Source organism: uncultured Acetobacterium sp. (genome assembly GCF_927416815.1).
GTDB lineage: Bacteria > Bacillota > Clostridia > Eubacteriales > Eubacteriaceae > Acetobacterium.
The window spans coordinates 44242-69064 of sequence record NZ_CAKMJU010000056.1 but is presented as its reverse complement, the minus strand read 5'-3'; the positions used below and the strand labels follow the sequence as shown (position 1 = coordinate 69064).

Annotated in this window: 21 protein-coding genes; 19 read left to right on the top strand and 2 right to left on the bottom strand. The window is 44.7% G+C overall.

From position 1 onward, the window contains the following. The first annotated feature begins 25 nt into the window (after window positions 1-25). The 6 genes from QZ998_RS08990 to QZ998_RS08965 are packed head-to-tail and all read left to right on the top strand — an operon-like array spanning window position 26 to window position 4105. Window positions 26-487, top strand: coding sequence for a prepilin-type N-terminal cleavage/methylation domain-containing protein (locus tag QZ998_RS08990; protein WP_296559842.1), 462 nt, complete (start codon window positions 26-28; stop codon window positions 485-487). Continuing rightward, window positions 477-923 (top strand): hypothetical protein, encoded by a 447-nt coding sequence (locus QZ998_RS08985; protein WP_296559840.1) that lies wholly within the window; start codon window positions 477-479, stop codon window positions 921-923. Before QZ998_RS08990 ends, QZ998_RS08985 begins: the two co-directional genes overlap by 11 nt. Continuing rightward, a complete protein-coding gene (locus tag QZ998_RS08980) occupies window positions 904-1422 on the top strand; it encodes a prepilin-type N-terminal cleavage/methylation domain-containing protein (protein ID WP_296559838.1) in 519 nt (172 codons plus the stop codon). The genes QZ998_RS08985 and QZ998_RS08980 overlap by 20 nt, the downstream gene beginning before the upstream one ends. After that, on the top strand, window positions 1419-1841 hold the full coding sequence (locus QZ998_RS08975; protein WP_296559837.1) for a hypothetical protein: 423 nt from the start codon (window positions 1419-1421) through the stop codon (window positions 1839-1841). Before QZ998_RS08980 ends, QZ998_RS08975 begins: the two co-directional genes overlap by 4 nt. Beyond that, complete coding sequence (locus QZ998_RS08970) at window positions 1838-3382, top strand: PilN domain-containing protein (protein WP_296559835.1); 1545 nt, start codon at window positions 1838-1840, stop codon at window positions 3380-3382. The genes QZ998_RS08975 and QZ998_RS08970 overlap by 4 nt, the downstream gene beginning before the upstream one ends. 3 nt (window positions 3383-3385) lie before the next feature. Further along, window positions 3386-4105, top strand: a complete 720-nt coding sequence (locus tag QZ998_RS08965; RefSeq protein ID WP_296559833.1) for a hypothetical protein — start codon at window positions 3386-3388, stop codon at window positions 4103-4105. Window positions 4106-4165: 60 nt separating this feature from the next. Here QZ998_RS08965 and QZ998_RS08960 read toward each other — a convergent pair whose 3' ends face one another. After that, complete coding sequence (locus QZ998_RS08960; RefSeq protein ID WP_296559831.1) at window positions 4166-4786, bottom strand: MarR family transcriptional regulator; 621 nt, start codon at window positions 4784-4786, stop codon at window positions 4166-4168. A 239-nt stretch (window positions 4787-5025) separates the two neighbouring features. Here QZ998_RS08960 and QZ998_RS08955 point away from each other — a divergent pair, with 239 nt between their 5' ends. From QZ998_RS08955 to QZ998_RS08910, 10 genes are all read left to right on the top strand, one after another. Further along, window positions 5026-6132, top strand: coding sequence for a BMP family ABC transporter substrate-binding protein (locus QZ998_RS08955; protein ID WP_296559830.1), 1107 nt, complete (start codon window positions 5026-5028; stop codon window positions 6130-6132). Window positions 6133-6205: 73 nt separating this feature from the next. Continuing rightward, window positions 6206-7744, top strand: coding sequence for an ABC transporter ATP-binding protein (locus tag QZ998_RS08950; RefSeq protein ID WP_296559827.1), 1539 nt, complete (start codon window positions 6206-6208; stop codon window positions 7742-7744). Further along, window positions 7729-8793 carry an ABC transporter permease gene (locus QZ998_RS08945; protein WP_296559823.1) on the top strand — a complete coding sequence of 355 codons (1065 nt, stop codon included), beginning with the start codon at window positions 7729-7731 and terminating at the stop codon, window positions 8791-8793. The genes QZ998_RS08950 and QZ998_RS08945 overlap by 16 nt, the downstream gene beginning before the upstream one ends. Then, window positions 8793-9725, top strand: a complete 933-nt coding sequence (locus tag QZ998_RS08940; protein WP_296559821.1) for an ABC transporter permease — start codon at window positions 8793-8795, stop codon at window positions 9723-9725. The genes QZ998_RS08945 and QZ998_RS08940 overlap by 1 nt, the downstream gene beginning before the upstream one ends. Before the next feature lie 423 nt (window positions 9726-10148). Continuing rightward, window positions 10149-11216 carry a 3-dehydroquinate synthase gene (aroB, locus tag QZ998_RS08935; protein WP_296559820.1) on the top strand — a complete coding sequence of 356 codons (1068 nt, stop codon included), beginning with the start codon at window positions 10149-10151 and terminating at the stop codon, window positions 11214-11216. Window positions 11217-11337: 121 nt separating this feature from the next. After that, complete coding sequence (gene aroA / locus QZ998_RS08930) at window positions 11338-12639, top strand: 3-phosphoshikimate 1-carboxyvinyltransferase (RefSeq protein ID WP_296559817.1); 1302 nt, start codon at window positions 11338-11340, stop codon at window positions 12637-12639. Beyond that, on the top strand, window positions 12617-13696 hold the full coding sequence (aroC, locus tag QZ998_RS08925) for a chorismate synthase (RefSeq protein ID WP_296559816.1): 1080 nt from the start codon (window positions 12617-12619) through the stop codon (window positions 13694-13696). The genes aroA and aroC overlap by 23 nt, the downstream gene beginning before the upstream one ends. Window positions 13697-13706: 10 nt before the next feature. Next, complete coding sequence (locus QZ998_RS08920) at window positions 13707-14003, top strand: chorismate mutase (RefSeq protein ID WP_296559815.1); 297 nt, start codon at window positions 13707-13709, stop codon at window positions 14001-14003. 2 nt (window positions 14004-14005) lie between these two features. After that, window positions 14006-14335, top strand: a complete 330-nt coding sequence (locus QZ998_RS08915; protein ID WP_296559813.1) for a hypothetical protein — start codon at window positions 14006-14008, stop codon at window positions 14333-14335. 178 nt (window positions 14336-14513) lie between these two features. Then, complete coding sequence (locus tag QZ998_RS08910) at window positions 14514-17942, top strand: pyruvate carboxylase (protein ID WP_296559811.1); 3429 nt, start codon at window positions 14514-14516, stop codon at window positions 17940-17942. A gap of 250 nt (window positions 17943-18192) precedes the next feature. On the opposite strand, the gene QZ998_RS08905 is transcribed toward QZ998_RS08910, so the two are convergent. Then, window positions 18193-20535, bottom strand: a complete 2343-nt coding sequence (locus tag QZ998_RS08905; RefSeq protein WP_296559810.1) for an Ig-like domain-containing protein — start codon at window positions 20533-20535, stop codon at window positions 18193-18195. Window positions 20536-21114: 579 nt separating this feature from the next. Here QZ998_RS08905 and QZ998_RS08900 point away from each other — a divergent pair. From QZ998_RS08900 to QZ998_RS08890, 3 genes are read left to right on the top strand one after another with little or no spacing between them, the layout of a single operon-like run. Then, complete coding sequence (locus tag QZ998_RS08900) at window positions 21115-21417, top strand: STAS domain-containing protein (protein ID WP_296559808.1); 303 nt, start codon at window positions 21115-21117, stop codon at window positions 21415-21417. 9 nt (window positions 21418-21426) lie between these two features. Beyond that, on the top strand, window positions 21427-23148 hold the full coding sequence (locus QZ998_RS08895) for a GH3 auxin-responsive promoter family protein (RefSeq protein WP_296559806.1): 1722 nt from the start codon (window positions 21427-21429) through the stop codon (window positions 23146-23148). Beyond that, window positions 23145-24821 carry a GH3 auxin-responsive promoter family protein gene (locus QZ998_RS08890; protein ID WP_296559805.1) on the top strand — a complete coding sequence of 559 codons (1677 nt, stop codon included), beginning with the start codon at window positions 23145-23147 and terminating at the stop codon, window positions 24819-24821. Before QZ998_RS08895 ends, QZ998_RS08890 begins: the two co-directional genes overlap by 4 nt. Window positions 24822-24823: the final 2 nt, after the last annotated feature.

The following is a 24823-nucleotide window of genomic DNA, read 5'->3' as shown; positions in this document are numbered from 1 at the left end:
CGAGTACACTTAAAAGATGAAGGAGATGAATAAGCAAAGTCCGCAGCACAGAGCTGGTTACACCTTGCTGGAATTATTGGTAACACTATCGATTTTGTCGCTGCTCACCGTCACCTTGGTCGGCACCGGCTTTAACGGCCATACTGCTTTTAGCGATACGGCTTATGAGGCTGAGTGTGAAAAAATCTTGTATGCCTTGCTCCAATATCAGAATGAAGCCATTATGGATGGTTATCGACGCCAGGTTCGCTTTTTAGATGATAACATGCGGGTGGCTTGGACAAAGAACGGGCTCAGTCGAGTGGAAATAATTGCGGTAAAAACCTTACGCTTCACGGGTTCCTATAGCGGGGCGACGACCTTAAACCTATATGGGCATGGAACCGTATCGCAGGGCGGAACAGTGAATTTGACTAGTTTAACAGGTCGGGTCAAAAGAATTGTCGTTCAAGTTGGTAACGGGAGGATTTATTTAGATGAACCCTAATAGTAGAGAAAAAACTAAAGAAAAAATCGATCATAAATTTAATCGAAGCAAAATATCAACGCAAGGCTATACAATTATGGAAGCGATTATTGCCATTGCAGTATGTAGCGGAGCCCTGGTGATGATTCTGGGCTTGTACGGAATGGCGATAAAAACGGAGATGGTATCGACTGCGATTTTATCGCGATCGTTAGAAATAAATAGTATTGCCGATGAAATAAATCTCACTTTAAAAGACAGCTCAGCTAAAAGTCTTAATGAGCGGGTAAGTTCGCTGTTAAGCAGCAAATACCCCGAGTATCAGTTAATAAAAGCAGAGCCGGATGTTCAAGCAAATTTATACAAGCTGGAAATCGCACATCAGCCTAGCAACAGTCTAGCAAAGCTATTCCACCTTAAGGTGTTCTGGAGGCGCGATGAGAGCCCGGTTATTTAGAAACCAGGACGGTATCAGTGAAAAAGGTTTCTCGCTAATCGAACTGTTAACATCCTTAATGGTGGTGACTTTGCTGCTGGGGTTGCTACTGTCGAGTATGATTTATCTGAATACGATTAATAAAAAAGCCCAGACCAATCAAAAATTATGCTATTCCCAGCGCTATATTGAGCTGTATTTTCAGAAACAGATTTTAAGATCGGAAAAAATAGTGCTTAAAAATAATCGGGTCTATCTTCAGGATATCGAAAGCCCGGACAGTTATTACAATTATTATCAATATAGCAACGGGTTTTTAAGACGCTATAAGGTATATAAGAATAGCTTGACCTCGATCGGTTCTGGCGGTAACAGTCAATTTTTAGATGGTATTTCGTCTTTTTCAATGACCCTTGGAGCGAATCAGGAAATTCTGCTAAAATACAGTTTAGTTATTGATGGAGTCAGCTATTATCGGGAAACGACGATTTTGCATGGAAGAATGGTGGAGGTTCAATGAGCAAACTAAATGATGATGGCTTTGTACTGCCCCTGGTATTGGTCGTGATGGCTCTTTTAGCGGCCGGGGCGGGTTACGCCCTAAGCCAGGGGATGGCCGAACTGCAGGCAAATGTCTTGAATCTGGAATATCAATTATGTCTGCTGACCGGAAAAAACGCGATCGCGATCCTTCAGGCGGAATTGGAAGAGGATATCAACTATTCCGGTAGCGGTGGGAAGCTTACCGATGAAAACGGCGGATCGTATCAGATCCGGGTTTTAAAAGTTTCCGAAAAATTGCGGTTTGTTGAAGTAACCAGTCAATATAGGGGCTATCAAATGAATTTTAGTGGTGAAGTAGAACTGATAATGGCAATTGAAGCAGGCCAGTCAGGTCAGATTGACCGATTTAACTGGAGATTATTGGGGGTTGTGTGAAAAAGCGAAAAAGGTTCTGGATGATTGATCCGGGAGCAGCATTAACAAAAATAGTTGTCGGGGAGCTTGGCCTGTCAGGCCAGATCGAGATAAGAAAGGTTCGCATTGAAAAGACCTCTGAAGCGATCTGGGCTATCGATAATTATGTCAAGAAACCGAAGGCGGCAGGATCTTTACGTCAGCTTTTAAAAGGTTGCCGGCACAACGATGTGGTAATACTAATGATCAATGACAAGCAAATGCAAGTCGCGTCATTTACCTTTCCGTTAATGACCAGCGCAGAGGTTGTCGATGCGATGGTCTGGCAGATGCGGCTGCCCGCTTCCGAAGATCCAAAAGATTGGCAGATCGATTTTGTAGCCCGCAAGCGGATCCGCTGGTTTGAACATTTGGGCGTTGACGAGGAAAGCCTGGATGTTCTGGGAGTGGCAGTTCGAAAAGACCGCTTGGGCTGTTATAGCAGAATTTTTAAGCTTGCCGGCTGTCGTTTAACAGCCGTGGTTCCCTATTTTTATGGATTTGACAGTCTAATGAATCCGGAAGCGGAGCGGCCAATCCTGATCATTGACATGGGAAAGAAGGAAACCCGTTTCTTTTATTACTATCAGGCAGCACTGCGTGAAAACCATCGGCTCGAACTGGAAGCAGGATGGGATGGCGAAACCTATTTGAAGCAGATTATTAAGGCAGCGGAGCAAATCCTTGACTTTCCATTAGGGCGTGATAAAGCTGCTGAAAATGGAAATATCTACCTGATCGGAGGAGAAAGCCTACATAAGGGTGTGTTGGACTACCTGACAAAAGGGTTAAACCAAGAAATTCGTCCGGCCGATGATCTGCTGGAAGAGACTGAGGAATTGAATTTTCCTGGCCAAATGAGCAAAGCGGAACGTTGTTTAATGATCCCCTGCCTGTGTGGTTTAATAAAACATAGCCAATTTAGCGGAAATAGCGGACCGCTGACTATTAAAGATGAAATGAACTTATTGTCAGTTGTTCAGGGGCAAAAGAAAAAAAGGAAACAAAGGAACTGGCCCAACAGGAAAGGGCAGATAATTTTTGCGGGATTATTTTTGGGGCTATTGACTATTTACGGCTTGTTGGTAGGTTTAGATCGGTCTTGTCTAAATGAGATCAAACAGCTTGAAACATTGATTGCGAATAAATCCGGCGACCAGATTGTCTACGCCAATTTGGCCAATCAAAAAGAGGTGCTTGAACATCGCCGCTTAATCTTAGAATCAATCAACAAAGAAAAAGAGTTGCCACTGCAAACAATGGTCGAAATTCACAAGGTGTTGCCGATTGACACCCGGCTTTCTAATTATTCATTTCAGGAGGGTCATTTGCTTGTATCAGGGACGACGCGAAACAAAGAAGAAATCCTGCAATTCAAAGAAAAACTCGAAGGAGTGGAGGTCTTTAAAATGATCAACATGGTTAACACAAGCAGGAAAGAGGAAATCTCTGCAGATAATAAGCAGCCGGCCGGGGAAGCAGAATGGGAATTTACCTTTGATATTCAAGTGCTAGAGGTGTAAGCGGTGAGTCGAAACAATGTCGAGCGATTAAATGACAAAAACCCGGATCCCTTAGCGATAGACCAGCAAAACAGAAAAATAAAAGTTCAAAAAGGAATTCTCGCTATCGCCATGATTGTCATACTAATGGCTTTACTGGTGTTCCCGAAATACCAGGCCTATGCCATCAGTAAGTCGATCCTTGAAGAAAAAAGAAACCATTTGATGGAATTGCCAGATCAAATGACAGAGCAAAGCTATTTAAAACAGCTGGGCGAAATTGGCCAAGAGTTGAATGAAACCCGAGATAGCCTACCGGAAAGCATCGATACGGTTAGACTGTATGAGGTGGTTGCAAAACTAGCCGATACTGCTGAGGTCAGACTCATTTCGCTGCAATTTGGCTTGGCCAAGCATGAGATCGATGATCAACTAGGGATGAGGATTAGCCGGGAATTTAAAGAAAATGATCAAAATACAGTCACGGGGCCAGATGGAAAATTTCTGGCAAGCTGCGAATTTACTGTCGTCTGTAGTGGTACTGATGAAGCGTTCATGGCCTTTCTGGATCGATTAAACCAATCTTTGCCACTTATTCGGGTGATCAGCTACGAAGTTGGAAGCGGGTCAGGCGAGGAAAAACAGCTGCGCCTGAGGCTTGAAAGTTATGGGATTGTCCAAAATAACCAGGATAATCAGATCAAGGAAGAAACAGATCAACCGGAAGAACGGTTAACACCATAAAAAGAACTCCCGTTTCAAAAAAAGAGCCACCTGTTTATTAAGCAAGTGGCTCGGTGCTATTTATACACGATCAATAATCTCAACAAGACTGGCAGAAATGGTTAAGAAGATCCGGTGAAGGTCATTGATTTCCTGAGTTGAAAGGCCATTCAATGCGGTGTTAAGTGGTTCGAATAGATTGTCATGAACAGCTTCTAGCTGATTAAAAATTACCTGACCATGCGCGGTCAAGGTGAAGACTACTTCACGGACGTTGACCGGAGATTTTTCTTTAGCAATCAGTTCTTTTTCCAGTAGTTTGGAGCTGCACTTTGAAATAGCACTTTTTGAAATTCCCAGTTTGCCAGCTAATTGGGTTAGGTTAATGCCTGAAAATCGGCCAATCATGTCAAGCGCTTTCAGTTCTGAAGGATATAGGGAATAGGAGGTTTCATTAACGGTAAAGGTTTGCGGTAAAACAAGAATATCCTGATAAAGAAGGGCAGAATCAATCATCAATTTCTTGAGGTCGGACAGATCAATTGCTGAATCGGCTTGCTCAAGATTTTGCACTGCAGATTTTTCTTTTTTAAGAACCGAACCTTCTTTTTTTTCGTCAGCAGCACTTTTCTTTTTAGTCTCTTTTTTAGAATCCTTTGTTTCTTTAACGTCTAGCTTCTTTATTTTTTTCTCTTTTTTCAAAATGACACTCCTTTCAACACAAAATCAAACATTTAACAGGGTGAAAAATCTGGTTCACCTCGGTTACATAATTATAATACCGAATTAATTGCCTGATTGCAATAAAAACATGGCTGAGGCAACTGATTTATTCAACTTTTTTTAGATTGCATTTTACTTGTTTTTTAGTTAAAATACTAGTGTGGGTAGGACTGTTCAGATTAACGGTTCTAAACCAGATAAGAAATAGGAGGAAGAGAATGAAAAAAAGATTGGGAGTATTAATGCTTGCACTGGTTTTACTGGTTGTAAGCGTTGCCGGATGCAGTTCGGGATCGACATCGACAGAGGATGAGGCAAAGGTTGAGGTTACAAAAGTTGGTTTTATCTATGTCGGACCGGCAGATGATGGCGGCTGGTCACAGGCTCATGACAATGGTCGGGCAAAAATGGTCGAAAACATGGATGGCAAGGTAGAAACCATCGTTAAAGAAAATGTGCCAGAAGAAAAAAGCGCCGTTATTTCAACCATTAGAGATATGGTTGACCAGGGATGTACCATTATTTTTGGAACCAGCTATGGTTTTATGGATGGAATGGTCGAAGCGGCTGAAGAATTCCCTGATGTTAAATTTGAACATTGTTCAGGTTATATGACAGCTGACAATATGGGAACTTACTTTGGGAAAATTGAAGAACCTCGTTACCTTTCTGGTATCGTCGCCGGTTTAACAACTAAAACAAATAAAATTGCTTATGTAGCAGCGATGCCAATTCCTGAAGTTATTCGTGGCGCTAACGCTTTTGCATTGGGTGTAAAATCAGTAAACCCGGCCGCCACTGTTAATGTTTCCTGGACAAACACCTGGTATGATCCAACCGTTGAAAAAGCAGCTGCTGAAGCGCTGATCCAACAAGGTTGTGACGTAACCGCTCAGCATCAGGATTCCACCGCTACCATGGAAGCCGCTAAAGAAGCGGGCAAATTATCGATTGGTTATGATTTAAGTGCGGCAGCAACCATGCCTGAAGTATACATGACTGCACCGCTTTGGGATTTTAGCGGTTACTACACCGATACCGTTCAAGCAGTAATTGATGGAACCTGGAAATCACAGCAATACTGGGGTGATATGAATGATGGCATCGTTTTACTAGATGACCTGACAGCTCTGGTACCAGGAACTGCCCAAGCTCAGGTTGACACCGCCGAAGCAGCGATCAAATCAGGAGAATTAGTCATCTTCGCTGGCGAATTAAAAGATCAGTCCGGAACTGTTAAAGTGACTTCCGGAACAACGATGACAGATGAAGCGCTGTTAAGTATGGACTGGTTTGTTGATAATGTAGTCGGTAGTTTAAAATAGTAAAAATTAGCACAAAAAGGTTAACGGACAGAGTCTTCTGACTCTGTCCGCTATTTTTAGTAAAGGTGAAAATATGAATAATGATTATGTGGTTAAAATGGAAAATATCACAAAGGTATTTGGTAAGGTCAAAGCCCTGGATCATGTGGAATTTTCATTAAAAAAGGGAGAAGTACACGCTATCTTAGGAGAAAATGGAGCCGGTAAGAGTTCACTAATGAATGTTCTAAATGGCATCTATATGCCGGATTCGGGACAAATTGAAGTGAAGGGACAAGCGGTTAATATTAATTCTCCGAAAATAGCCCTGGACTTGGGCATTGGGATGTTGCCGCAACACTACAAGCTGGTCGATGTTTTTTCAGCGATGGAAAATGTTGCCGCCGGTAGTCGCAAAACAACCCCTTTTTTAAATAAGAAAAAGATTTTAGATGAGATGGGGAAATTGATTATTCAACTGGGAATGGACATTAATCCCAATAAGAAGGTTTATGAAATGTCAGTTGCCGAGAAGCAGAGTCTCGAAATTTTCAAGGTTTTGTATCGGGGGGCTGACATTCTCATTCTGGATGAACCGACAGCAGTACTGACTCCCCAGGAAATTCAAAATCTCTTTGAAATTGTCAAGAAAATGGTGGCAACAGGCTGTTCAGTGATTATCATAACCCACAAGCTAGAAGAAGTCATGGAAATCAGCGACCGGATTACGATTATGCGTAAGGGTGCCACCATTCAGACGGTTAATAAAGATGAAACGACCCCCCAGGAGCTGGCCGGGATGATGGTTGGTGATATGATGGAACTGAATGTTCCCTATGTTGCGGTGGAACGGGGTCCAAAGGCTTTGGAAGTCAAAGCGATCACCGCCATTGACCGAAACAAGGTTCATATTCTGGATCATGTCAGCTTTGATCTCTATGCTGGCGAAATTCTTGGGGTTGCCGGTATTGCTGGTAGTGGCCAGAAAGAACTTTGCGAAGGCATCGCCGGACTCTATCATCTTAAATCTGGCGAGATTATTTTTGAAGGCGAAAACATCGTTGGAAAGAATCCTGAGAAAATCAGTCAGATGGGGATCAGCTTAAGCTTTGTTCCCGAGGATCGATTGGGAATGGGTCTGGTTTCCTCGATGGATATCATTGACAATGTCTTATTAAAAGATTACCGCAATAAAAAAGGGATGGGAATTTCCCGGGTAGTTTCCCGGGACAAGGCCGAAGCCCTGGTTGAACGGCTTAATGTGTCGACTCCGGCGATTGAAAATCATGCCGTCAGTTTGTTGTCCGGTGGGAATATTCAAAAGGTATTATTGGGCCGGGAGATTGAATTGGAACCGAAACTGCTTGTCACCGCCTATGCCACCAGGGGTCTGGATGTGGGATCGTCACAGATTATTTATGAACTGCTCAATGAGCAAAAAGCAAAAATGAAACCAATTATGTATGTCGGTGAAGACTTGGACGTTCTGATGAGTCTTTGCGATCGCATTCTGGTTTTATGCGAAGGCCGGGTAACAGGGATTGTGGATCCCAGAAAAACCACCAAAGAAGCCATTGGATTAATGATGTCCGGGGTAATTAGTGAAGGAGAACAAGCATGCTCCATATCGTAAAAAAAGATATTCCCAAGACCCGGGAAAAAATAGTTGTTCGGCTAGCGGCTGTATTGGCGGCGTTGGCATTGGCTTCAATTCTTGTGCTGGTGGCTGGAGCCAATCCCTTTGAGTTGTATTTTGGGATCATTCAGGGTTGTTTTGGTTCAGTCTATCGCTTTGCGGCCACCATCGAAAAAATGGTACCTTTGCTGGTATTGTCTTTAGGAGTAATGGTAGCCTTTAAGATGCGCTTCTGGAATATTGGTGCCGAGGGTCAGTTTCTGATGGGCGCAGTCGGAACTACGCTGGTGGTACGGTTGCTACCAGACCTGCCCTTGCCGATCATGTTAACCCTGATGATTGTGGTTTCTTTTTTCTTTGGTGCCGTTTGGCTGATCGTTCCAGCCTTTTTAAAGGCGCGCTTCGGAACCAATGAGACCCTCTTTACGCTGATGCTTAACTACATCGCTTTAACACTGGTAACCGCTTTGCAATATGATTTTTGGAAGGATCCGGCAGCCAGCGGGATGCCTAAAATTGCCAATCTTCCTCAAAACGCTTTATTACCCAGTGCCAGTGGTTTTAATTTAAGCATTCTGATGGCGGTTATTATTGTCCTGGTCATGTATTATTTTATGAACCGCTCCAAAATCGGATTTGAAATTGCAGTTTTGGGTGAAAGTGAGAATACCGCCAGATACATCGGCATCAATGTCACTAAAACGATTATGATCGCCGCTCTTATCAGTGGCGGCTTATGTGGTGTGGTGGGGATGATGCAAGTCACCGGTGTCAGCGGGGCGTTATCGACGCAAATCACTGGCGGTTTGGGTTTCACGGCCATTATCGTAGCCTGGCTCTCGGGACTCAAGGTACCCTTTGTAGTGGTTAATTCCTTTGCCTTTGCGGTCTTATTGCAGGGAGCCTCTTATATTCAAACGGCCTTCCAGATTCCTGGTTCGGTGGCAGAAATGATCCAGGCGATCATCCTGTTTTTTATTTTGGGCAGTGAGTTTGTCATACAGTACCGCTTTGTTTCTGATAAAACCAAAAGAGAGGTGGCATAATGGAATTTGTTTTTTTCTTAACGGCTGCGGTAAAGGCCGGAACCTGTTTGCTTTATGCGACCTTGGGAGAAATTATTTCAGAAAAGGTCGGTCACCTGAATCTTGGGGTCGAAGGGATGATGCAAATGGGCGCAGTAGTCGGTTTTATCGCCGGATTCACCTTTGGTAACCCCTACATCGCAGTGCTTTGCGCGGCGCTGGCCGGAGCCTGTGGGGCGCTAATTTACGGTTTCCTGACGATTAGTTTGAAGGCCAATCAAGTTGTTACCGGGTTGACCCTCAGTATTTTTGGGGTTGGTTTTGCGGCTTTCTTTGGCAAGAACTTTGTCGGTAAAAAGGTGCCAGAAGCGATTACCACTTTTTTTGCCCCGATCAAGTTGCCGGTTTTGGGCGATATCCCATATGTCGGACAGATCTTTTTCAACCAGAGTGTTTATGTCTATTTTTCTTATTTTCTGGTGATTGCTATTTATATCTATCTCTATAAAACCAAGTGGGGTTTAAATACCCGGATGGTCGGGGAAAATCCGGTGGCGGCTGATGCCAGTGGCATACCGGTAGATAAGTATAAATATTTCAATATTGCCCTTTGTGGGGCGCTGTGTGGTCTGGGTGGTGCCTTTTTATCCTTGGTTTACATCAGCATCTATCCGGTTAATGTGGTCAGCGGCCGTGGTTGGATCGCGGTGGCATTGGTTATTTTTGCGATGTGGAATCCCGGCAAAGCCTTGCTGGGCGCCTACTTCTTTGGAGCCCTGGATATTGCCAGTTTCTGGCTCCAGCAGTACACCCTGCCGGTTTCGATTTACTTCTTCACAGCCCTGCCTTACCTGGCAACGGTGTTTGTTTTGATCTTTACCTCGATGCGTAAGACCAGCAACAAAAAAGAACCCGCCTGGCTTGGTAAAAATTATTTCAAGGAAGACCGATAGAAAGAAAAGAACCGTCTTACCCATGCCGATCACGTTGATTTCCCGTACCGACCAATTTTAATCTATTGTACGCCGCAACCACGAGAAATCCGCTACGCTTCTTTCTCTTTGGTTCGCGGGCAGTCGCCAACTACAAGCGAGCGTGTGATTGGCTCGTTGCCTTCGCGCAAGCTCGGACAGGCTCCGCCGTGTCCGCCCCAATGCGGACAATCAGATTAATAATTGTCGGTACTACGTTAGTGCTATACCTACAATACAAACCGTCTTATTTAAGGCGGTTCTTTTATAAGTAAATCTGTCTTTATCAGAAAGACAGGTGTTAACACTACTAGACCATTTAAAAAACGCAAGACAGTGCTTTATGGTTTTAAATTGAAAAAACTATGATATAATAGATGTTAAGATTTTAAAGGAGCCGAGAAAATGAAGGAATTAATTTGCAAAACAGAGAATACACACCAGTACCCGATTATTATCGAAAAAGGCATTAAAGGGCGGTTATCACAAATGAGAGCGCTCTTTTCCGAGTATCATAAGGTGGTGATCATCACCGATAAAAACGTTGCGAAAGAGTATTTAAGTGAGGTCGAACGTCAGGTTCGTCAAGCTGGGCCGAAGGTTTATAGCATTGTCATTCCGCCGGGAGAGGGCAGCAAGTGTCTGTCTCAAACCGCCGAAATTTATACGGAGTTAGTTAAATGCAATATCACCCGCAGTGATGCCATCCTGACCTTGGGTGGTGGTGTGGTGGGAGATTTAGGCGGCTTTTGCGCGGCAACTTATCTTCGCGGCATTGACCTGATCCAGGTACCGACGTCATTGCTGGCGCAGGTTGACAGTAGTGTCGGCGGAAAGGTGGGGATTGATCTGGATTATGGCAAAAACCTGGTCGGGGCTTTTCATCAACCTAAGGCCGTTATCATTGATCCCTTATTCCTGGAGACCCTTGACGATCATTATATGATTGATGGCATGGCCGAGGTTATCAAGTACGGCTGTATCAGCAGTGCGCCACTTTTTGTCAAACTGATGGGATATGCTTATTATGAGGATCTGGTCGAGGATATGGAAGAGATCATTGCCAAATGTTGTCAGATTAAACGGGATGTGGTTCAGACCGATGAGCATGAGCAGGGCTTGCGGCGGATTTTAAATTTTGGCCATACCGTTGGCCATGTGGTGGAAACCTATTTTAAATACAAAAAATACTCTCACGGTGAAGCGGTTGCTATTGGGATGGCACAGATCACTAAAAAAACTGTAGCTGAGGGGATCAGCCAGAAGGATACCTACGACAATATTATTGAAATCCTCGATAATTATGGTTTGCCGACGGAGCTTCCGAAAATGCCCCTCGACAAGGTTCAGGAAATATTGTTTACCGATAAGAAGTTTGAGAATGAGTCGCTTTACATCTGTGCCCTGGAAAAAATCGGCAAGGCTCAGATTGTCAAAATCCAGAAACCCCAGGCCATCGAACTGTTTAGATAATAGCTGCAAATAAACAGAGAGATAACTTACCGTACCGACCAATTGTTAATCTTAGGTCATTGTCGGTACGGGGTTATCTATTTGTCCATTTGCGAAGTCGAAAAAGTAAAAGAGGAAGAAAATGAGAACGATAGAGATTACACCAAAATTATTAAGGGGCAGTTTGGAAATACCGCCTTCGAAGAGTGTCAGCCACCGGGCGATTATTTCGGCGGGGCTGGCTAAGGGCGAAAGCGTGATTTCAAATGTGCTGATGTCTCAGGATATGATTGCTACCTGTGACGCAATGACCGCATTAGGGGCCAGTATTTCTTACCAGGAAGAGCAAAACGGGCGTTTTACATTAAAAATTAACGGTTGCGATCCGCTGGCGTTAAAGACTGAGACCATCGCCTGCAATGAGTCGGGGTCGACGCTGCGCTTTATTATCCCGATTGTGCTGCTCCAGCCTAAACGGGTGGTGATTACCGGAAAGGGTCGCCTGGTTACCCGTCCGATGAAGCCCTATTATGAAATATTTAAGGAAAAAGCAATTCAGTTTGAACATTTGAATCAACAACAGGATTTACCACTAGCGCTGGAAGGGACGCTGACTCCCGGCAGCTATCAGATTGATGGCGGGGTAAGTTCGCAGTTTATTACCGGGTTACTTTTTGCACTGCCGCTGCTTGATGGTGATTCAGTCATTGAACTGACCTCGAAGCTGGAATCTAAACCCTATCTTGACATTAGCCTGGACGTTTTAAAACAGTTTGGGATTGCGATTGTCAACGATCATGATCAGCGTTTTCTAATCAAGGGAAATCAGGCCTATAGCCCCTGTCATTACCGGGTCGAAGGTGATTTTTCGCAGGGGGCATTCTGGCTGGTTGCCGGCGCTATTGGTGAAATGATCGACTGCCGGGATCTGGATCTGGCCTCGTTTCAGGGCGATAAGGTGATCGTTGATCTGATCAAGCAAATGGGTGGAGCAATCAGCACGGAAGCAGAGGGCCTGGTCGTAAAAAAATCAGATACCCACGGGATTGTCATCGATGTATCCCAGTGTCCCGATCTGGTTCCGATTCTGGCAGTCTTAGGCAGCCTGAGTGGCGGCACCACCACCATTATCAATGGTGAGCGACTGCGCTTTAAAGAGTCAGACCGGTTGATGGCTACCGCTGATGTACTTAACAAACTAGGTGGCAATATTGTAGAAACATCCGACGGACTGGTGATTCACGGGGTTTCCGGCTTTACCGGGGGGCATGTGCAGAGCCATAATGATCATCGGATTGCGATGGCCGTAGCGATTGCGTCGATTTGTGCCAATGGAAATATCATTCTCGATGGTGCCGAAGCCGTCAATAAATCCTACCCGCACTTTTGGGAAGATTTTAAAGCAATGGGAGGTGAGTGGATTGGGCTCGACCTGGGGAAATAAATTTAAGTTGTCGATTTTTGGTGAATCCCATGGTAATGGTATCGGTGCGGTCATCGATGGGCTCCCTGCTGGGATTGATATCGATCTGGATGGGGTTCAGTATGAGCTAAACCGCCGGGCAGCCCGGGGAAACCCACTGGCAACGCCCCGCAAAGAAGGTGATCAAATTGAAGTCCTTAGTGGTATTTTTAACGGCAAAACCACTGGCGCACCCTTGGCCGGCCTGATCCGCAATGAAAATACCCGTTCTGGCGATTATACCAAAACCAAGGATCTGATGCGACCAGGTCATGCTGATTATACGGCTAACGCCCGTTATGGCGGTTTTCAGGATTATCGCGGCGGCGGTCACTTTTCCGGCCGGTTGACAGCACCGCTGGTTTTTGCTGGCGCGATTGCCAAAGCGGTTTTAAGCGTAATCCGACCAGAGCTGGGGATCGGCAGTCGGATTGTATCGATCGGTGAGGTAAAAGATGCCTCGATTGATGATTGGCAGGTCTATCAAACCCTAATCAACGGCTTTAAAAATCCGGCCTTTCCACTTTATCATGCTAATCTGGAAGAAGTCATGAAACAGGCGATTATTAAGGCAATGGAGGATCAGGATTCGCTGGGTGGTTCGGTGGAAGGGTTTATCACCGGTCTGGAAGCGGGAATCGGTAATCCCTTTTTTGAATCCATCGAAAGTCGCCTTGCAGGGTTGTTATTTTCGATTCCAGCGGTTAAAGGGGTGACCTTTGGGGCTGGTTTTGAGATGGTCAGTATGCGGGGTTCTCAAACCAATGATGGTCTGCGAATCAGGGACGGCCAGATTGAGACCGTGACGAACTACAATGGCGGTATCAACGGCGGGATATCCAACGGGATGCCGATTGTTTTTCAGGTGGCTGTTAAGCCGACGCCTTCGATTGGCAAAGAACAGCAGACCATTAATCTGGCTGAGATGAACGACGCGACTGTTAAAATACAAGGTCGTCATGATCCCTGCATCGTGATCCGAGCCTTTCCCGTGGTAGAAGCGGCCACCGCCATCTGTTTGGCAGATTTTTTACTTTAGGAGGTAGCGATTGAAATCATTAGATGAAATCAGAAATAGAATCGATGAGATTGATGCTCAGATGCGGGCGCTTTTTGAAAGCCGAATGGACTGCATCCAGGCTGTGGCTGAATATAAATTCAATAATCATGGTAGTATATTCGATCAAGACCGGGAGGAAAAAATGTTGCAAAAGAATTTGATTCAGCTTAAAAATAAGAATTACACTAAAGAATATGAGCGGTTTCTGCGGGAGATTTTGGTTTCCAGCAAGGACTATCAGAAGGACTGGATCCAAAAAAAAGAAAAGATCAAAGGAGGGGAATAGTTATGAATATTGGCATGCTCATGATTGTTTTGGTGATTGTTATTCCTGGTTATTTTATCGTAAGACGTCTCTCAACCTCCCTCTATTCTGATAATCAGAAAATGGAAGCAGAGACGGAAAGACGCTATGGCTTTCAACGTCTGGAAAAAGAAATAACCGAAAGAGCCAAAGCAAAAGAAAAAAATGGAAGATCATGCAAGTTGACCGATTATAAGCGGGCTCCAAAGAAAACCGTCAGGCGCCCCCAAAGAGTCGACTATGCAGTGCTCGAAAAATATCATAACCAGGCTGAAACAGAAAAGTTAAATAAAGAAAACATTAAGCAGAAGTGATCAGGAATCGATTTTGAGGCTGAATTGAATACCAATCTGCAGTGGAAAAAAATAATTTGTCATTCCTGAAAAAATAGCTTTAATATTTCCATACAATTTTATATAATAGCTACAATTAATTTTTGGCAGATGAGGATTATTGATGCATAAAAATGCATGCAAGAAAGTAGAAGGAAAGATGAAAAAGTTTAATAAAGTATTAATCGCAAATCGAGGAGAAATTGCCATCCGGATTATTCGGGCTTGTCAGGAGCTTGGCATTCATACCGTGGCAATTTATGCACAAGAAGATAAACTGTCCCTTTTTAGAACAAAGGCAGACGAGTCTTATCTGATTACCGGCACCAATGGACCGGTCGAAGCTTATCTGGATATGGACAAGATCATCACCCTGGCCAAGAAAAAAGAGGTTGATGCCATTCATCCCGGTTACGGTTTTCTTGCCGAAAACCCACTTTTTGCAAAACGCTGTGAAGAGGAAGGGATCGTCTTTATCGGACCAACCCACGAAATGATGGAAAAGATGGGCGACAAGATTCAATCAAAGATTGTTGCCAAAAGTGTCAAAGTGCCAACCATTCCCGGCGTCGAAAAACCGATCACCTCGGATTCTGAAGCGTTGGAGTTTGCAAAGAAAGCTGGTTATCCGATTATTTTGAAAGCAGCTGCTGGCGGTGGCGGACGAGGGATGCGAATTGTCCGCGAAGAAAAAGATTTGCTAAAAGAATTCCATTCGGCTACCAGTGAAGCAACCAAAGCTTTTGGTGATGGCACCATTTTTGTTGAAAAGTATTTAGAAGAACCCAAACATATTGAAGTGCAGATTCTGGGTGATAACCATGGCAATATCGTGCATCTTTTTGAGCGGGATTGCTCAATCCAGCGGCGACACCAGAAAATCGTCGAATTTACGCCATCACTAAGTATCAATGACGAACAGCGTCAGGCGATCTGTAAGGATGCCCTCAGACTGGCCAAAGAAGTAAACTACCGGAATGCCGGAACGATTGAGTTTCTGGTTGATAAAAAGGGCGACCATTATTTTATTGAAATGAATCCCCGGATTCAGGTCGAACATACCGTCACCGAATTAGTCACCGGAATTGATCTGGTGCAATCGCAGATTTTAATTGCCCAGGGCTTACCGCTCGACTCCGAAGAAATTGGAATTCCCAGTCAGGATTCCGTTGAGACCAGAGGAACGGCAATCCAGTGCCGGATCACGACCGAAGATCCGAAAAATCACTTTATGCCAGATACCGGACGGCTCGATGTCTATCGTACCGGCAGTGGTTTTGGGATTCGCCTCGACGGTGGGAATGGCTTTACCGGGGCCGAAATCACCCCCTATTATGACAGTTTGCTGGTTAAGAGCACCTCTTTTTCGAGAAACTTTGAAGATGCTCGCCGCAAAGCCTTGCGTGCCCTGAAAGAAATGAAAATTGAAGGGGTTAAAACCAATAAGGATTTTCTTATCAATGTGCTCCAGCACCCGACCTTTATTAACGGAAACTGTGACACCAAGTTTATTGATGATCACCCTGAACTGTTTGAGATTGAAGATCAGAAAAGTGAAGCATCGACGGTGCTCAAATATTTTGGAAATATTATTGTTAATGAAACCTTTGGCAACAAACCCGATTTTAATGAGCCCTATATCCCGACGATTCCTGTTGACACCGAATTTCGGGGTAGCAAGCAGATACTTGATGAACGGGGACCAGATGGTCTGGTCAAATGGATCAAAGAGCAGGAGAAACTGCTAATGGTTGATACCACCTTCCGGGATGCGCATCAGTCGATCGCCGCCACCCGGGTGCGTAGCCGCGATATGATCAAGATCGCCCGGGAAACCGCAGCCCTGGCACCAGATCTCTTCGCTCTGGAAATGTGGGGTGGCGCAACCTTTGATGTGGCCTACCGCTTCTTAAAAGAATCACCCTGGCGGAGGCTCGATGAACTGCGAAAACGGATCCCCAATATTTTATTCCAGATGCTGCTGCGCGGCGCTAATGCGGTCGGTTACAAGAATTATCCCGACAATGTGATCCGCGCCTTTGTTCAGGAAGCGGCAAAAAGCGGTATTGATATCTTCCGTATTTTTGACTCGCTTAACTGGATGGACGGGATGAAAATTTCCATTGAGGAGGTATTAAAAACCGATAAGATTGCGGAAGTCAGTATGTGTTATACTGGCGATATTTTAGATACATCGCGAACCAAATATAATCTCGATTACTACTTAAGAATGGCCCGGGAGATCGAAAAAACCGGAGCCCATATCTTGGCTATTAAAGATATGTCTGGTTTACTAAAACCAGGAGCAGCCTATAAGCTAGTTGAAGCCTTAAAGCAGGAAGTTAGTCTACCCATCCATCTCCACACCCATGATACCACCGGGAATGGCGTGGCAACGGTGCTCTTTGGGCAAATGGCGGGGGTTGATATAGCTGACGCAGCACTCAACGGAGTCAGCGGTTTAACCTCTCAGCCAGCGCTGAATTCGATTGTCGCCGCCTTGAAAAATACCCCGCGAGACACCGGTCTAAATGAGGATGAACTACAGATTCTTTCAGATTATTGGGGTACCACCCGTCAGGTTTACAGTAAGTTTGAATCTGAAATGAAATCTGGGTCAACAGAGATTTATAAGTTGGAAATACCAGGAGGACAATACTCCAATCTGCGGGCTCAGGTAGAAAGCTTTGGTTTAGGTCATAAGTTTAGAGAAGTCAAAGAAAAATACATGGAAGCAAACCTGATGCTGGGTGATATTGTCAAGGTAACCCCCTCATCAAAAACGGTTGGCGATCTGGCCATCTTCATGGTACAGAATGACTTAACCGTTGATAACATCAAAACCAAGGGCAAAGAATTGTCGTATCCGGATTCGGTGGTCGATTTTTACAAGGGTATGATCGGGCAGCCCGAAGGTGGATTTGATCCCGACCTTCAAAAGATTGTCTTAAAGGGAATCGAACCGATTACCGTTCGTCCCGGGATATTATTGCCGGACGAAGATTTTGATAAGATTAAAAAAGAATTCCAGGAAGAATTTGGCGTTGAGCTGGACGATCGGGAAGTGCTAAGTGTCGCCTTGTATCCTAAGGTGATGAAAGAGTATATGGAATTTATGCAGGAGTACGGTGATTTCATGCGGATGGAAAGCCACGCTTTCTTCTATGGTCTAAAGGTTGGCGAAGTCATCGACGTGGAAGTATCCAAGGGAAAACGTTTTGTCATCAAACTGGTCAGTATCGGCGTGCCTAACGAGGAAGGAATGTGTTCGATCATGTTCGAAGTGGATGGCTTCCGTCGCGAAATCCATGTCGAAGATAAACGCAGCCTTTCAGCCAAACAAAAGGTCACGATGCTAAAAGCCGATCCCAAGAATTCCAAACAGATTGGCTCAGGCATTCCTGGAACCGTACTAAAAGTATTGGTAAATGAAGGCGAAGAAGTCAAAAAAAACCAGGCTCTGGTTATTGTTGAAGCCATGAAAATGGAAACCGAAATGGTCGCCAGCGAAGACGGCAAGGTTAAACGGATCTACGTATCAAGCGGACAAAGCGTCCAATCCGGCGAACTAGTCGTCGAAATGGAATAAGCTTTAACCTACAAAAAATGTTAAAAAGAAGTGATCATCTTTATTTGGATGATCACTTCTTAAAATTTAGGAATAAGTAGTACCGACAATTGTTACATCATGTTGTACGCATCGGGGCGGACACGGCATCGCCTGTCCGATCCCGCAGCGAACAACAGATTAACAATTGGTCGGTACGGTAGTTGTGCGATAATCTTAAAGAAGTGATCACCATTATTTGGATGATCACTTCTTTTTCTTTCTCGGCTAGTTAAACGACGGTGAGTGAAACTGGGAGACTGACGGCTGTTACTGGCAGGCAGCCGGTTTTGGTGTTGGTGATTTCGACATAGTAGTAGGTGGTACCGGCCGGGCCGGCGGTAGCGGCCTCGAAGGTTTTGCTGGTGGCACCGTCAATTGCTTTGCCATCTGCATTAACCGCCTCAGCGCTTTCAAACCATTGGTAGCTGAGGGTGCCACCGTCATTGACACTGGCTACCACTCGGAAGGGTGCAGCGGTAGCTTCTGATTTGGGAGTGCCGAGGGCAGCCTGGGCAGTACGGGTGGCCTGAGCCAAACTGGTTGCCAGGGCCACGCCACTGAGTTGAGAAATGCTGGTGGGCTGTTCCGTGATGGTCGGCATTTCGGATAACTCCGTTGCGACGGCCGGTTCGGTGGGGTTGGTTATTTCAGCCGGTTCAGCTGGTTCAGGAGTAGCCGGCAATATCGCGGGGTCGACACTGGTCACTACAATACCTGCTAAGACGGTAACCGGCTCAGCATTTTCTGAGGAAATCACGCAATTATAATAGACAGTCCCCGGGGTTGTTGATACCGGGGGATCATAAATTGGGCCGGTAACCTCTGGCAGTGCGGTCTCGACATCGCCGCTACGATAAGACCACTGATAGGTTAGGGTCTTATCTTCTGTAATACTGGCTTCCACAAAAACCGGAGCGGGATCTTCATTTAGGTAAATGCGCTGTGATGATAGCTCAGCGCTGGCAGTAATAACCGGTTGCGCCAGAACGGTGAGGGTGATTGAGGCCTGGATATTAGTCAGGTTGAGATAACCAGCAGGCATCACCAGGGTTCCGGTATAGGTTGTTTGACCAACCTTTTTTGTATCAACAACATTGGGAGCCCAGGTTACCGAACAAGGGAAGAGCTCGCTGCCATAACCCTGTACAATGACTACTACGGGTAGGGCATAGCTGCTGTCGTAGGCAATTGTTTCAGCAATGCCGTTATTGACGGCATTGATCGTATTAATCATGGTAACGGCACCAATATTGGTTTTAACGGTAATCTTACTGGTATCGGTTTTATTGCCGTCCTGAGTTCGGGCGGTGATGGTCGCTTCGCCATTCGACACCGGTGTGACCACCCCATTGCTAACGGTGGCAACAGCGCTATTGGAGCTTTCCCAGATAATCGTCTGATTAGTGGCGTTTTTAGGAAAAATAACGGTGTTTAATTTTAAGGTATTACCCATAATTACATCTGCTTCAACCGGTGTTATCTGAATCGCTTCAACCGAAATATTAACCGGCGGGCTCGGTGGGGTTGGCGTTGGTGGGCTTGGACTTGGTGGGGTCGGGGGGATAAACGGAGTTTCATGGATCGTGTTGATGATCGACCCGGAACCGCTTGAATTGGAATACCAACTGCCGCTGCTACCACCTGAGGAAGCGCTATCAGCGACCCGGGCGGTATTGGTTGAGGCTGACAAGGCGCCATTAGCGTCACTGACAACCGGTTTAGTGGTAATATAAACGACCTCCGGTGTAATGGTGCCGATGATATTAAGAGCATCATTGGTGGTGGCACTGGTGACGCTGCCTTCACCGGTTATCTCGACCCGGGTTTCAGTCGCCAGGGTGGCGATCACAGCATTATTAGCAAGGGTGATGGTGGTTCCTTCACCGGTAGCGGTTAATAATACCGTTTCGACATTGGCGTTAAGCGTTAAAACAACCTTAGCTTCAGCCACAATTTTATCAATCGCGGCGTTGGCCACAAGGGTTGATCCGCCAGCACCAGTGCCAAAGCCAACCAGTTTAGCTGGGGTGTTGAGGATGATATCGCTGATCCCGCGCGACTGAATATTCTCAATGGTGCCATTTGCCTGAGTGGTGATAGCTGTTCGGCTAGCGGCTCTGTCAACATTCAGGGTCTTTACCTTACTTTGACTGTCAACCAGGATATCAGCAGCTGCTCTGGCGGTTAAGGTTTCAACTGTAGCTTCACCAAGTAAAATAATTTTCACCCCAGGTTTTTCAAGAATGATGTTCTGGTAGGAGCCGCCATCAAGATAAATGGTATCACCTCCTTTTACCAGCAATTCACCTTGTACGGCTGAGTTGGTCAGCCGAATCTCGCCATCGGTAACCGCATCAGTAACGGTCAGGTTGCCGGTAAAGGTTGCATTTTCAAGGTTAACACCGGAAACCTTGATCTCCCCACTTTGATAGGTTGCTGTTTCGGTGTAGGTACCTGCCACGGTATAGTTTTTCACTTCGCTGCCTTTTTGGCTGCAGCCGCGAACAAACAAAATGGCGGTAAGGAGAATGAGTAGGATGATAATAATAGAAATAATAGAGTTCTTTTTCATGACTTTCCTTCCCTTTTTGTTTATTTAAATCTAAATTGTAATCATAAATGCTCATATTTGTTCTAAGTGTATTAATTCTAGCATAAATTATTGTCAATGTAAATAGATTGTAACGAAGATGTAAAAGAAAAATTTAGATGTAAAGAAAAAAGTAACAAGCTCCCAAAATGATTCCCAGACTAGTCTACACAGGGTTAAATTGGCAAGGCGTTGTGGTCAGCGGATTGCGTTAATAAGAGACGATAAGCATACCGCTATCTTGGATAAATACAGTTTTACATTTCCAATCGTTTTGTAATTGCGCATGGTAAATTATTATGGTATGATCAATTAGAATTTAAAATACAAATAGAATTTAAAGTACAAAATCTCAGCTGTGTCATAAAACAGGCGATCGAAGTTTTCGGGCTGCCTTATGTCGGGGATAACACGTTGATCATCATGGTCAACGGGCTGTTAAAATTGACACATTTTTAGGATTCTCGTTACAGATTTAAACAAAAATTTGCAGATCATTTTTTTTGCAAATTATTTTTAATGCAGATTATTTTTAGTTTTGAAGAAAGAAAGGGTACAATAATGAAAATTGAAGTAAAACAAGAAGGCGATATTTTTATGGTCGAATTAGAAGGTCGGATGGATACCAATACCTCTCCTGATTTTCAAAAAGAAATGGAAGTCTATTACACCAAGCAAGGATTCAACATGATCTTAGACTTCGACAAGCTTGATTTTGTCAGCAGTGCTGGATTAAGAGTGTTACTGCTGATCCAAAAGAAATCCAAGGCGCTAAGTGGCAGTCTGGTAATCAAAAATGTCAAGCCGGAGATCCAGGAAGTATTTGATATGACCGGATTTTCAGATATTTTAACGATTGAATAGGGTGTGCAAATGGCAGAAGAGAGAAAGCCGGATGAAATTTTAAATGCCATCCTGGCAGGCAGTGAAGACAAGAGCATTCCTGAATTATTAAAGGAAATGCCCAATGAAAAATTAATAAAAAGCTTCTATTATATGGAGAGTATTCCTGAGGTCACACAAATGCGTGTGCTTCAGGATATTTTAAAATCTGCCCAGAATAGTGAGTTTGGCAAAAAAATGGGTTTTGCAGAGCTTAAAAGCGTCGATGACTTTAGAAATAAGCTGCCCATTTCGGATTATTCCCAGGTTGAAGCGGAGATTGAAAAGCTAAAAGCGGGTACGGGTGACATCTTATTTGATGGTGCGACAGCCAGTTTTATCGCCACCAGCGGTTCCACCGGAATCCCTAAGCTAATTCCGGAAAGCAAAAACGGTCAACTGGTCAAGGGTCTGGTTTCACAGATTCGGGCGATTCTCTTGTTGATGCTGGCCCCAGAAGTGATGGCAGCGGGCAAAAAGGTGCTGGCCATTGCCAACCCCTCGGAGTACGGCAGAACGGCAGGGGGCATCGCGATTGGCTCAGCTTCCGGTCAGGCGGCCAAAGATATGCCAACCGAGATGCTAAAAAAAATGGTGCTACCGCCGGCAATGATGATGGCCAAAGAAGTGAGCAATGAGGCCACGGATTATTTGACGATTCGTTACGCATTAGCAGAAAAAAATCTGGTCGGTGTAGTTTGTAGTAATATTGCCCACTTTAATATCCTGCTTAAAAAAATGAATGCTCAAGCCGCCGAATTGCTGGCAGATATCAGAACTGGTCAGATATCTGCCAGCATCACGATCGATCCGTCGCTAAGGGAAAAACTGGTCTCTGAATTAGTAGCAGACCCGGAGCGGGCAGCAGAACTGGAAACGATTCTTGAAAATAAAAAGACCCTGGATGTGGCGGCGATTTGGCCGGATTTTGCGGTAGTATCTTGTTGGATGTCAGCCAGTGCAGCAAAAATTGTGGCCGATATCAAAAAGCAACTACCCCAGACAGTCAAATTTTTGGAATGGGGCTATGGCGCCAGCGAAGGCAAGTTCAATATACCAGATAAGGCCCAGGATCCAGCCGGATTACCGGCGCTATTTGGTTATTTTTTTGAATTTTTACCGGTAGGAGCAACGCATAATCAAACTGTTCTGGTTCATGAATTAGAAAAGGGTTGCTATTATGAGCTGATTATCACCTCCTATTCGGGACTGTATCGTTATAATATGAAGGATATTGTCTATGTGACAGAAATCAACAATCAGCTTCCCAGGCTTGTTTTTGTCTGCAAAGAGTCGGAAAAACTGCAAGTGCAACAATTGCAATTACGGGTTTATGAAATCGATGGCGCGATCCAGACGATATCCGATCGTTTGAATCATGAGATCCGTTTTTATCAGGTCTTGTTGGATCAGGAAAATAACAAGCTGATCTTTATGCTAGAACCCTATTCAGAGCGATTTGATAGCGATTCTTTCAGAGTCAGCTTAGAGCAGCATTTAGCTGAGATAAATCCCAGTTATCAGCAATTACGAGTAGCACAGCAATTATGGCCAGCCGAGCTTATTGTGGTTAGAGACGGTTACCGGGATTCGCTATTCACCCGATCAATCATGCCCGGAAAAAATGTCAATCAAACCAAATTAAAAACCATTGTTAGCGAATACCCGGACAGTAGCAGTATTGTCGATTGGGCAAAGGAAGGTGAAAAATGATAAAGATAATTCCCAAATTGATCTATTCCCTCAATATTAAGAAGGGTTATAAAAAAATTGAGAACTTTGATCGTTTAACCGAAAATGCTCCAGCGATCAATAAACAATTAATGCTCGACATGCTTGCCAAAAATGCCGACACCGAATACGGAAAACGCTATCACTTTGATCAAATAAAAACCATTGAAGACTATCAGAAAATGGTGCCTTTTTCGATTTATGATGATTACGCCCCCTATATTGAACGGATGGTAGCAGGAGAGACGGATCTGATTACCAAAGACCCGATTGTTCATTATGCCCTAACTTCCGGTAGTGTCGATAATCCTAAGAAGATCCCGGTTTCGGAACAAACCGTGGATCTTTACCGGGAGTATGCCACCCAGTTCAGCTTTGCCATTATCGCCCGGGCATTGGGTAAAAAGTGGAAACGCGGTCGCGGCTTAAACCTGATGGAAGTCAAATTTGAAACGCTGCCCAATGGTTTGTTTGCCGGGTCTATTTCAGGGCGGGGTGTTTACAGTATTAAAAACCTTTTATTTCTGATGTTCACCTCACCCAAGGAAATCGTTTTTCCTACTGAAATAATGGACACCAAATATGCTCACCTTCGCTTTGGACTGATGGAGCGAAATCTGTCCTATATTGTTTCTGCCTTTATGACCGGTATTTCTGACTTGATGAAATACATGGAAACAAACTGGGAAATGATTGTCGATGATATTGAAAAAGGTACCATCGACCCGGATATAAAAATACCTGATGATATCAAAGCGCAACTGCTGACTCAGATTAAGCCTAATCCCAAGCGGGCGGCAGAACTGCGAAAAGAATTTGAAAAAGGCTTTGACAGCCCGATTATTCCGCGGATCTGGCCCGAGCTGGCCTTTGTCCATGCGATTGGTAGTGGGAGCTTTTCGGTTTACACCGATAAAATGCGTCAGTATTTGGGGGATATCCCCATTTATTTCAGTGTTTATGCCGCATCCGAGTCGATTATGGCGATTTGCAATGAAATGGAATCCCAGGAATTTGTCCTGATTCCGGACTCGGCCTTTTATGAATTTATCCCGATCGATCAGGAAGACCGGGAACAAACCCTGACCATGGAACAACTCGAACTGGGTAAGGACTATGAAATTGTCCTGACCAACACCTCCGGGTTTTATCGCTATCGCATCAAAGACGTGGTGCGGGTGGTCGGTTGGTACAAAAACTGTCCCAAGATCAAATTTGTTTATCGACTCAATCAGATGGTCAGCATTGCCGGCGAAAAGACCACCGAAGAATGTGTTTCCTGGGCAGTTAAGGAATTTGCCAAAGATACCGGCTGCGAACTGGTCGATTACTCGGTCTATGCCGATGTGGCCGTATCGCCCGGACGTTATGTAATTTTTATTGAAGCTGAGAAACGCTTAGCCAGGGAACGATATCAAGAATATCGCCAAATCATGGAAGATAAGCTGGGAACTGCTAATCCATCGATTGGTGCCAAGGTAAAAAGCGGCGTCTTAAGTCCCTCGGAGATTTCTTTTGTGCAGGAAGAAACCTATGCCCTTTATCGGGATCTGATGATTATGCGGGGTATTTCCGGGAATCAGATCAAGCCGGTGCGGGTTATTGACACCTTGGTTAAAGAAAACTTTTTCTTTGCCCTAGTGGACAAGGAGTAGCC

Coding starts and splice junctions, on each gene's coding strand:
- QZ998_RS08945 (WP_296559823.1), top strand. CDS start 7,729: ATGCTCCATATCGTAAAAAAAGATATTCCCAAGACCCGGGAAAAAATA.
- QZ998_RS08915 (WP_296559813.1), top strand. CDS start 14,006: ATGAATATTGGCATGCTCATGATTGTTTTGGTGATTGTTATTCCTGGT.
- QZ998_RS08990 (WP_296559842.1), top strand. CDS start 26: ATGAATAAGCAAAGTCCGCAGCACAGAGCTGGTTACACCTTGCTGGAA.
- QZ998_RS08890 (WP_296559805.1), top strand. CDS start 23,145: ATGATAAAGATAATTCCCAAATTGATCTATTCCCTCAATATTAAGAAG.
- QZ998_RS08980 (WP_296559838.1), top strand. CDS start 904: ATGAGAGCCCGGTTATTTAGAAACCAGGACGGTATCAGTGAAAAAGGT.
- QZ998_RS08975 (WP_296559837.1), top strand. CDS start 1,419: ATGAGCAAACTAAATGATGATGGCTTTGTACTGCCCCTGGTATTGGTC.
- QZ998_RS08985 (WP_296559840.1), top strand. CDS start 477: ATGAACCCTAATAGTAGAGAAAAAACTAAAGAAAAAATCGATCATAAA.
- aroA (WP_296559817.1), top strand. CDS start 11,338: ATGAGAACGATAGAGATTACACCAAAATTATTAAGGGGCAGTTTGGAA.
- QZ998_RS08905 (WP_296559810.1), bottom strand. CDS start 20,535: ATGAAAAAGAACTCTATTATTTCTATTATTATCATCCTACTCATTCTC.
- QZ998_RS08940 (WP_296559821.1), top strand. CDS start 8,793: ATGGAATTTGTTTTTTTCTTAACGGCTGCGGTAAAGGCCGGAACCTGT.
- QZ998_RS08900 (WP_296559808.1), top strand. CDS start 21,115: ATGAAAATTGAAGTAAAACAAGAAGGCGATATTTTTATGGTCGAATTA.
- QZ998_RS08950 (WP_296559827.1), top strand. CDS start 6,206: ATGAATAATGATTATGTGGTTAAAATGGAAAATATCACAAAGGTATTT.
- QZ998_RS08910 (WP_296559811.1), top strand. CDS start 14,514: ATGAAAAAGTTTAATAAAGTATTAATCGCAAATCGAGGAGAAATTGCC.
- QZ998_RS08955 (WP_296559830.1), top strand. CDS start 5,026: ATGAAAAAAAGATTGGGAGTATTAATGCTTGCACTGGTTTTACTGGTT.
- aroB (WP_296559820.1), top strand. CDS start 10,149: ATGAAGGAATTAATTTGCAAAACAGAGAATACACACCAGTACCCGATT.
- QZ998_RS08895 (WP_296559806.1), top strand. CDS start 21,427: ATGGCAGAAGAGAGAAAGCCGGATGAAATTTTAAATGCCATCCTGGCA.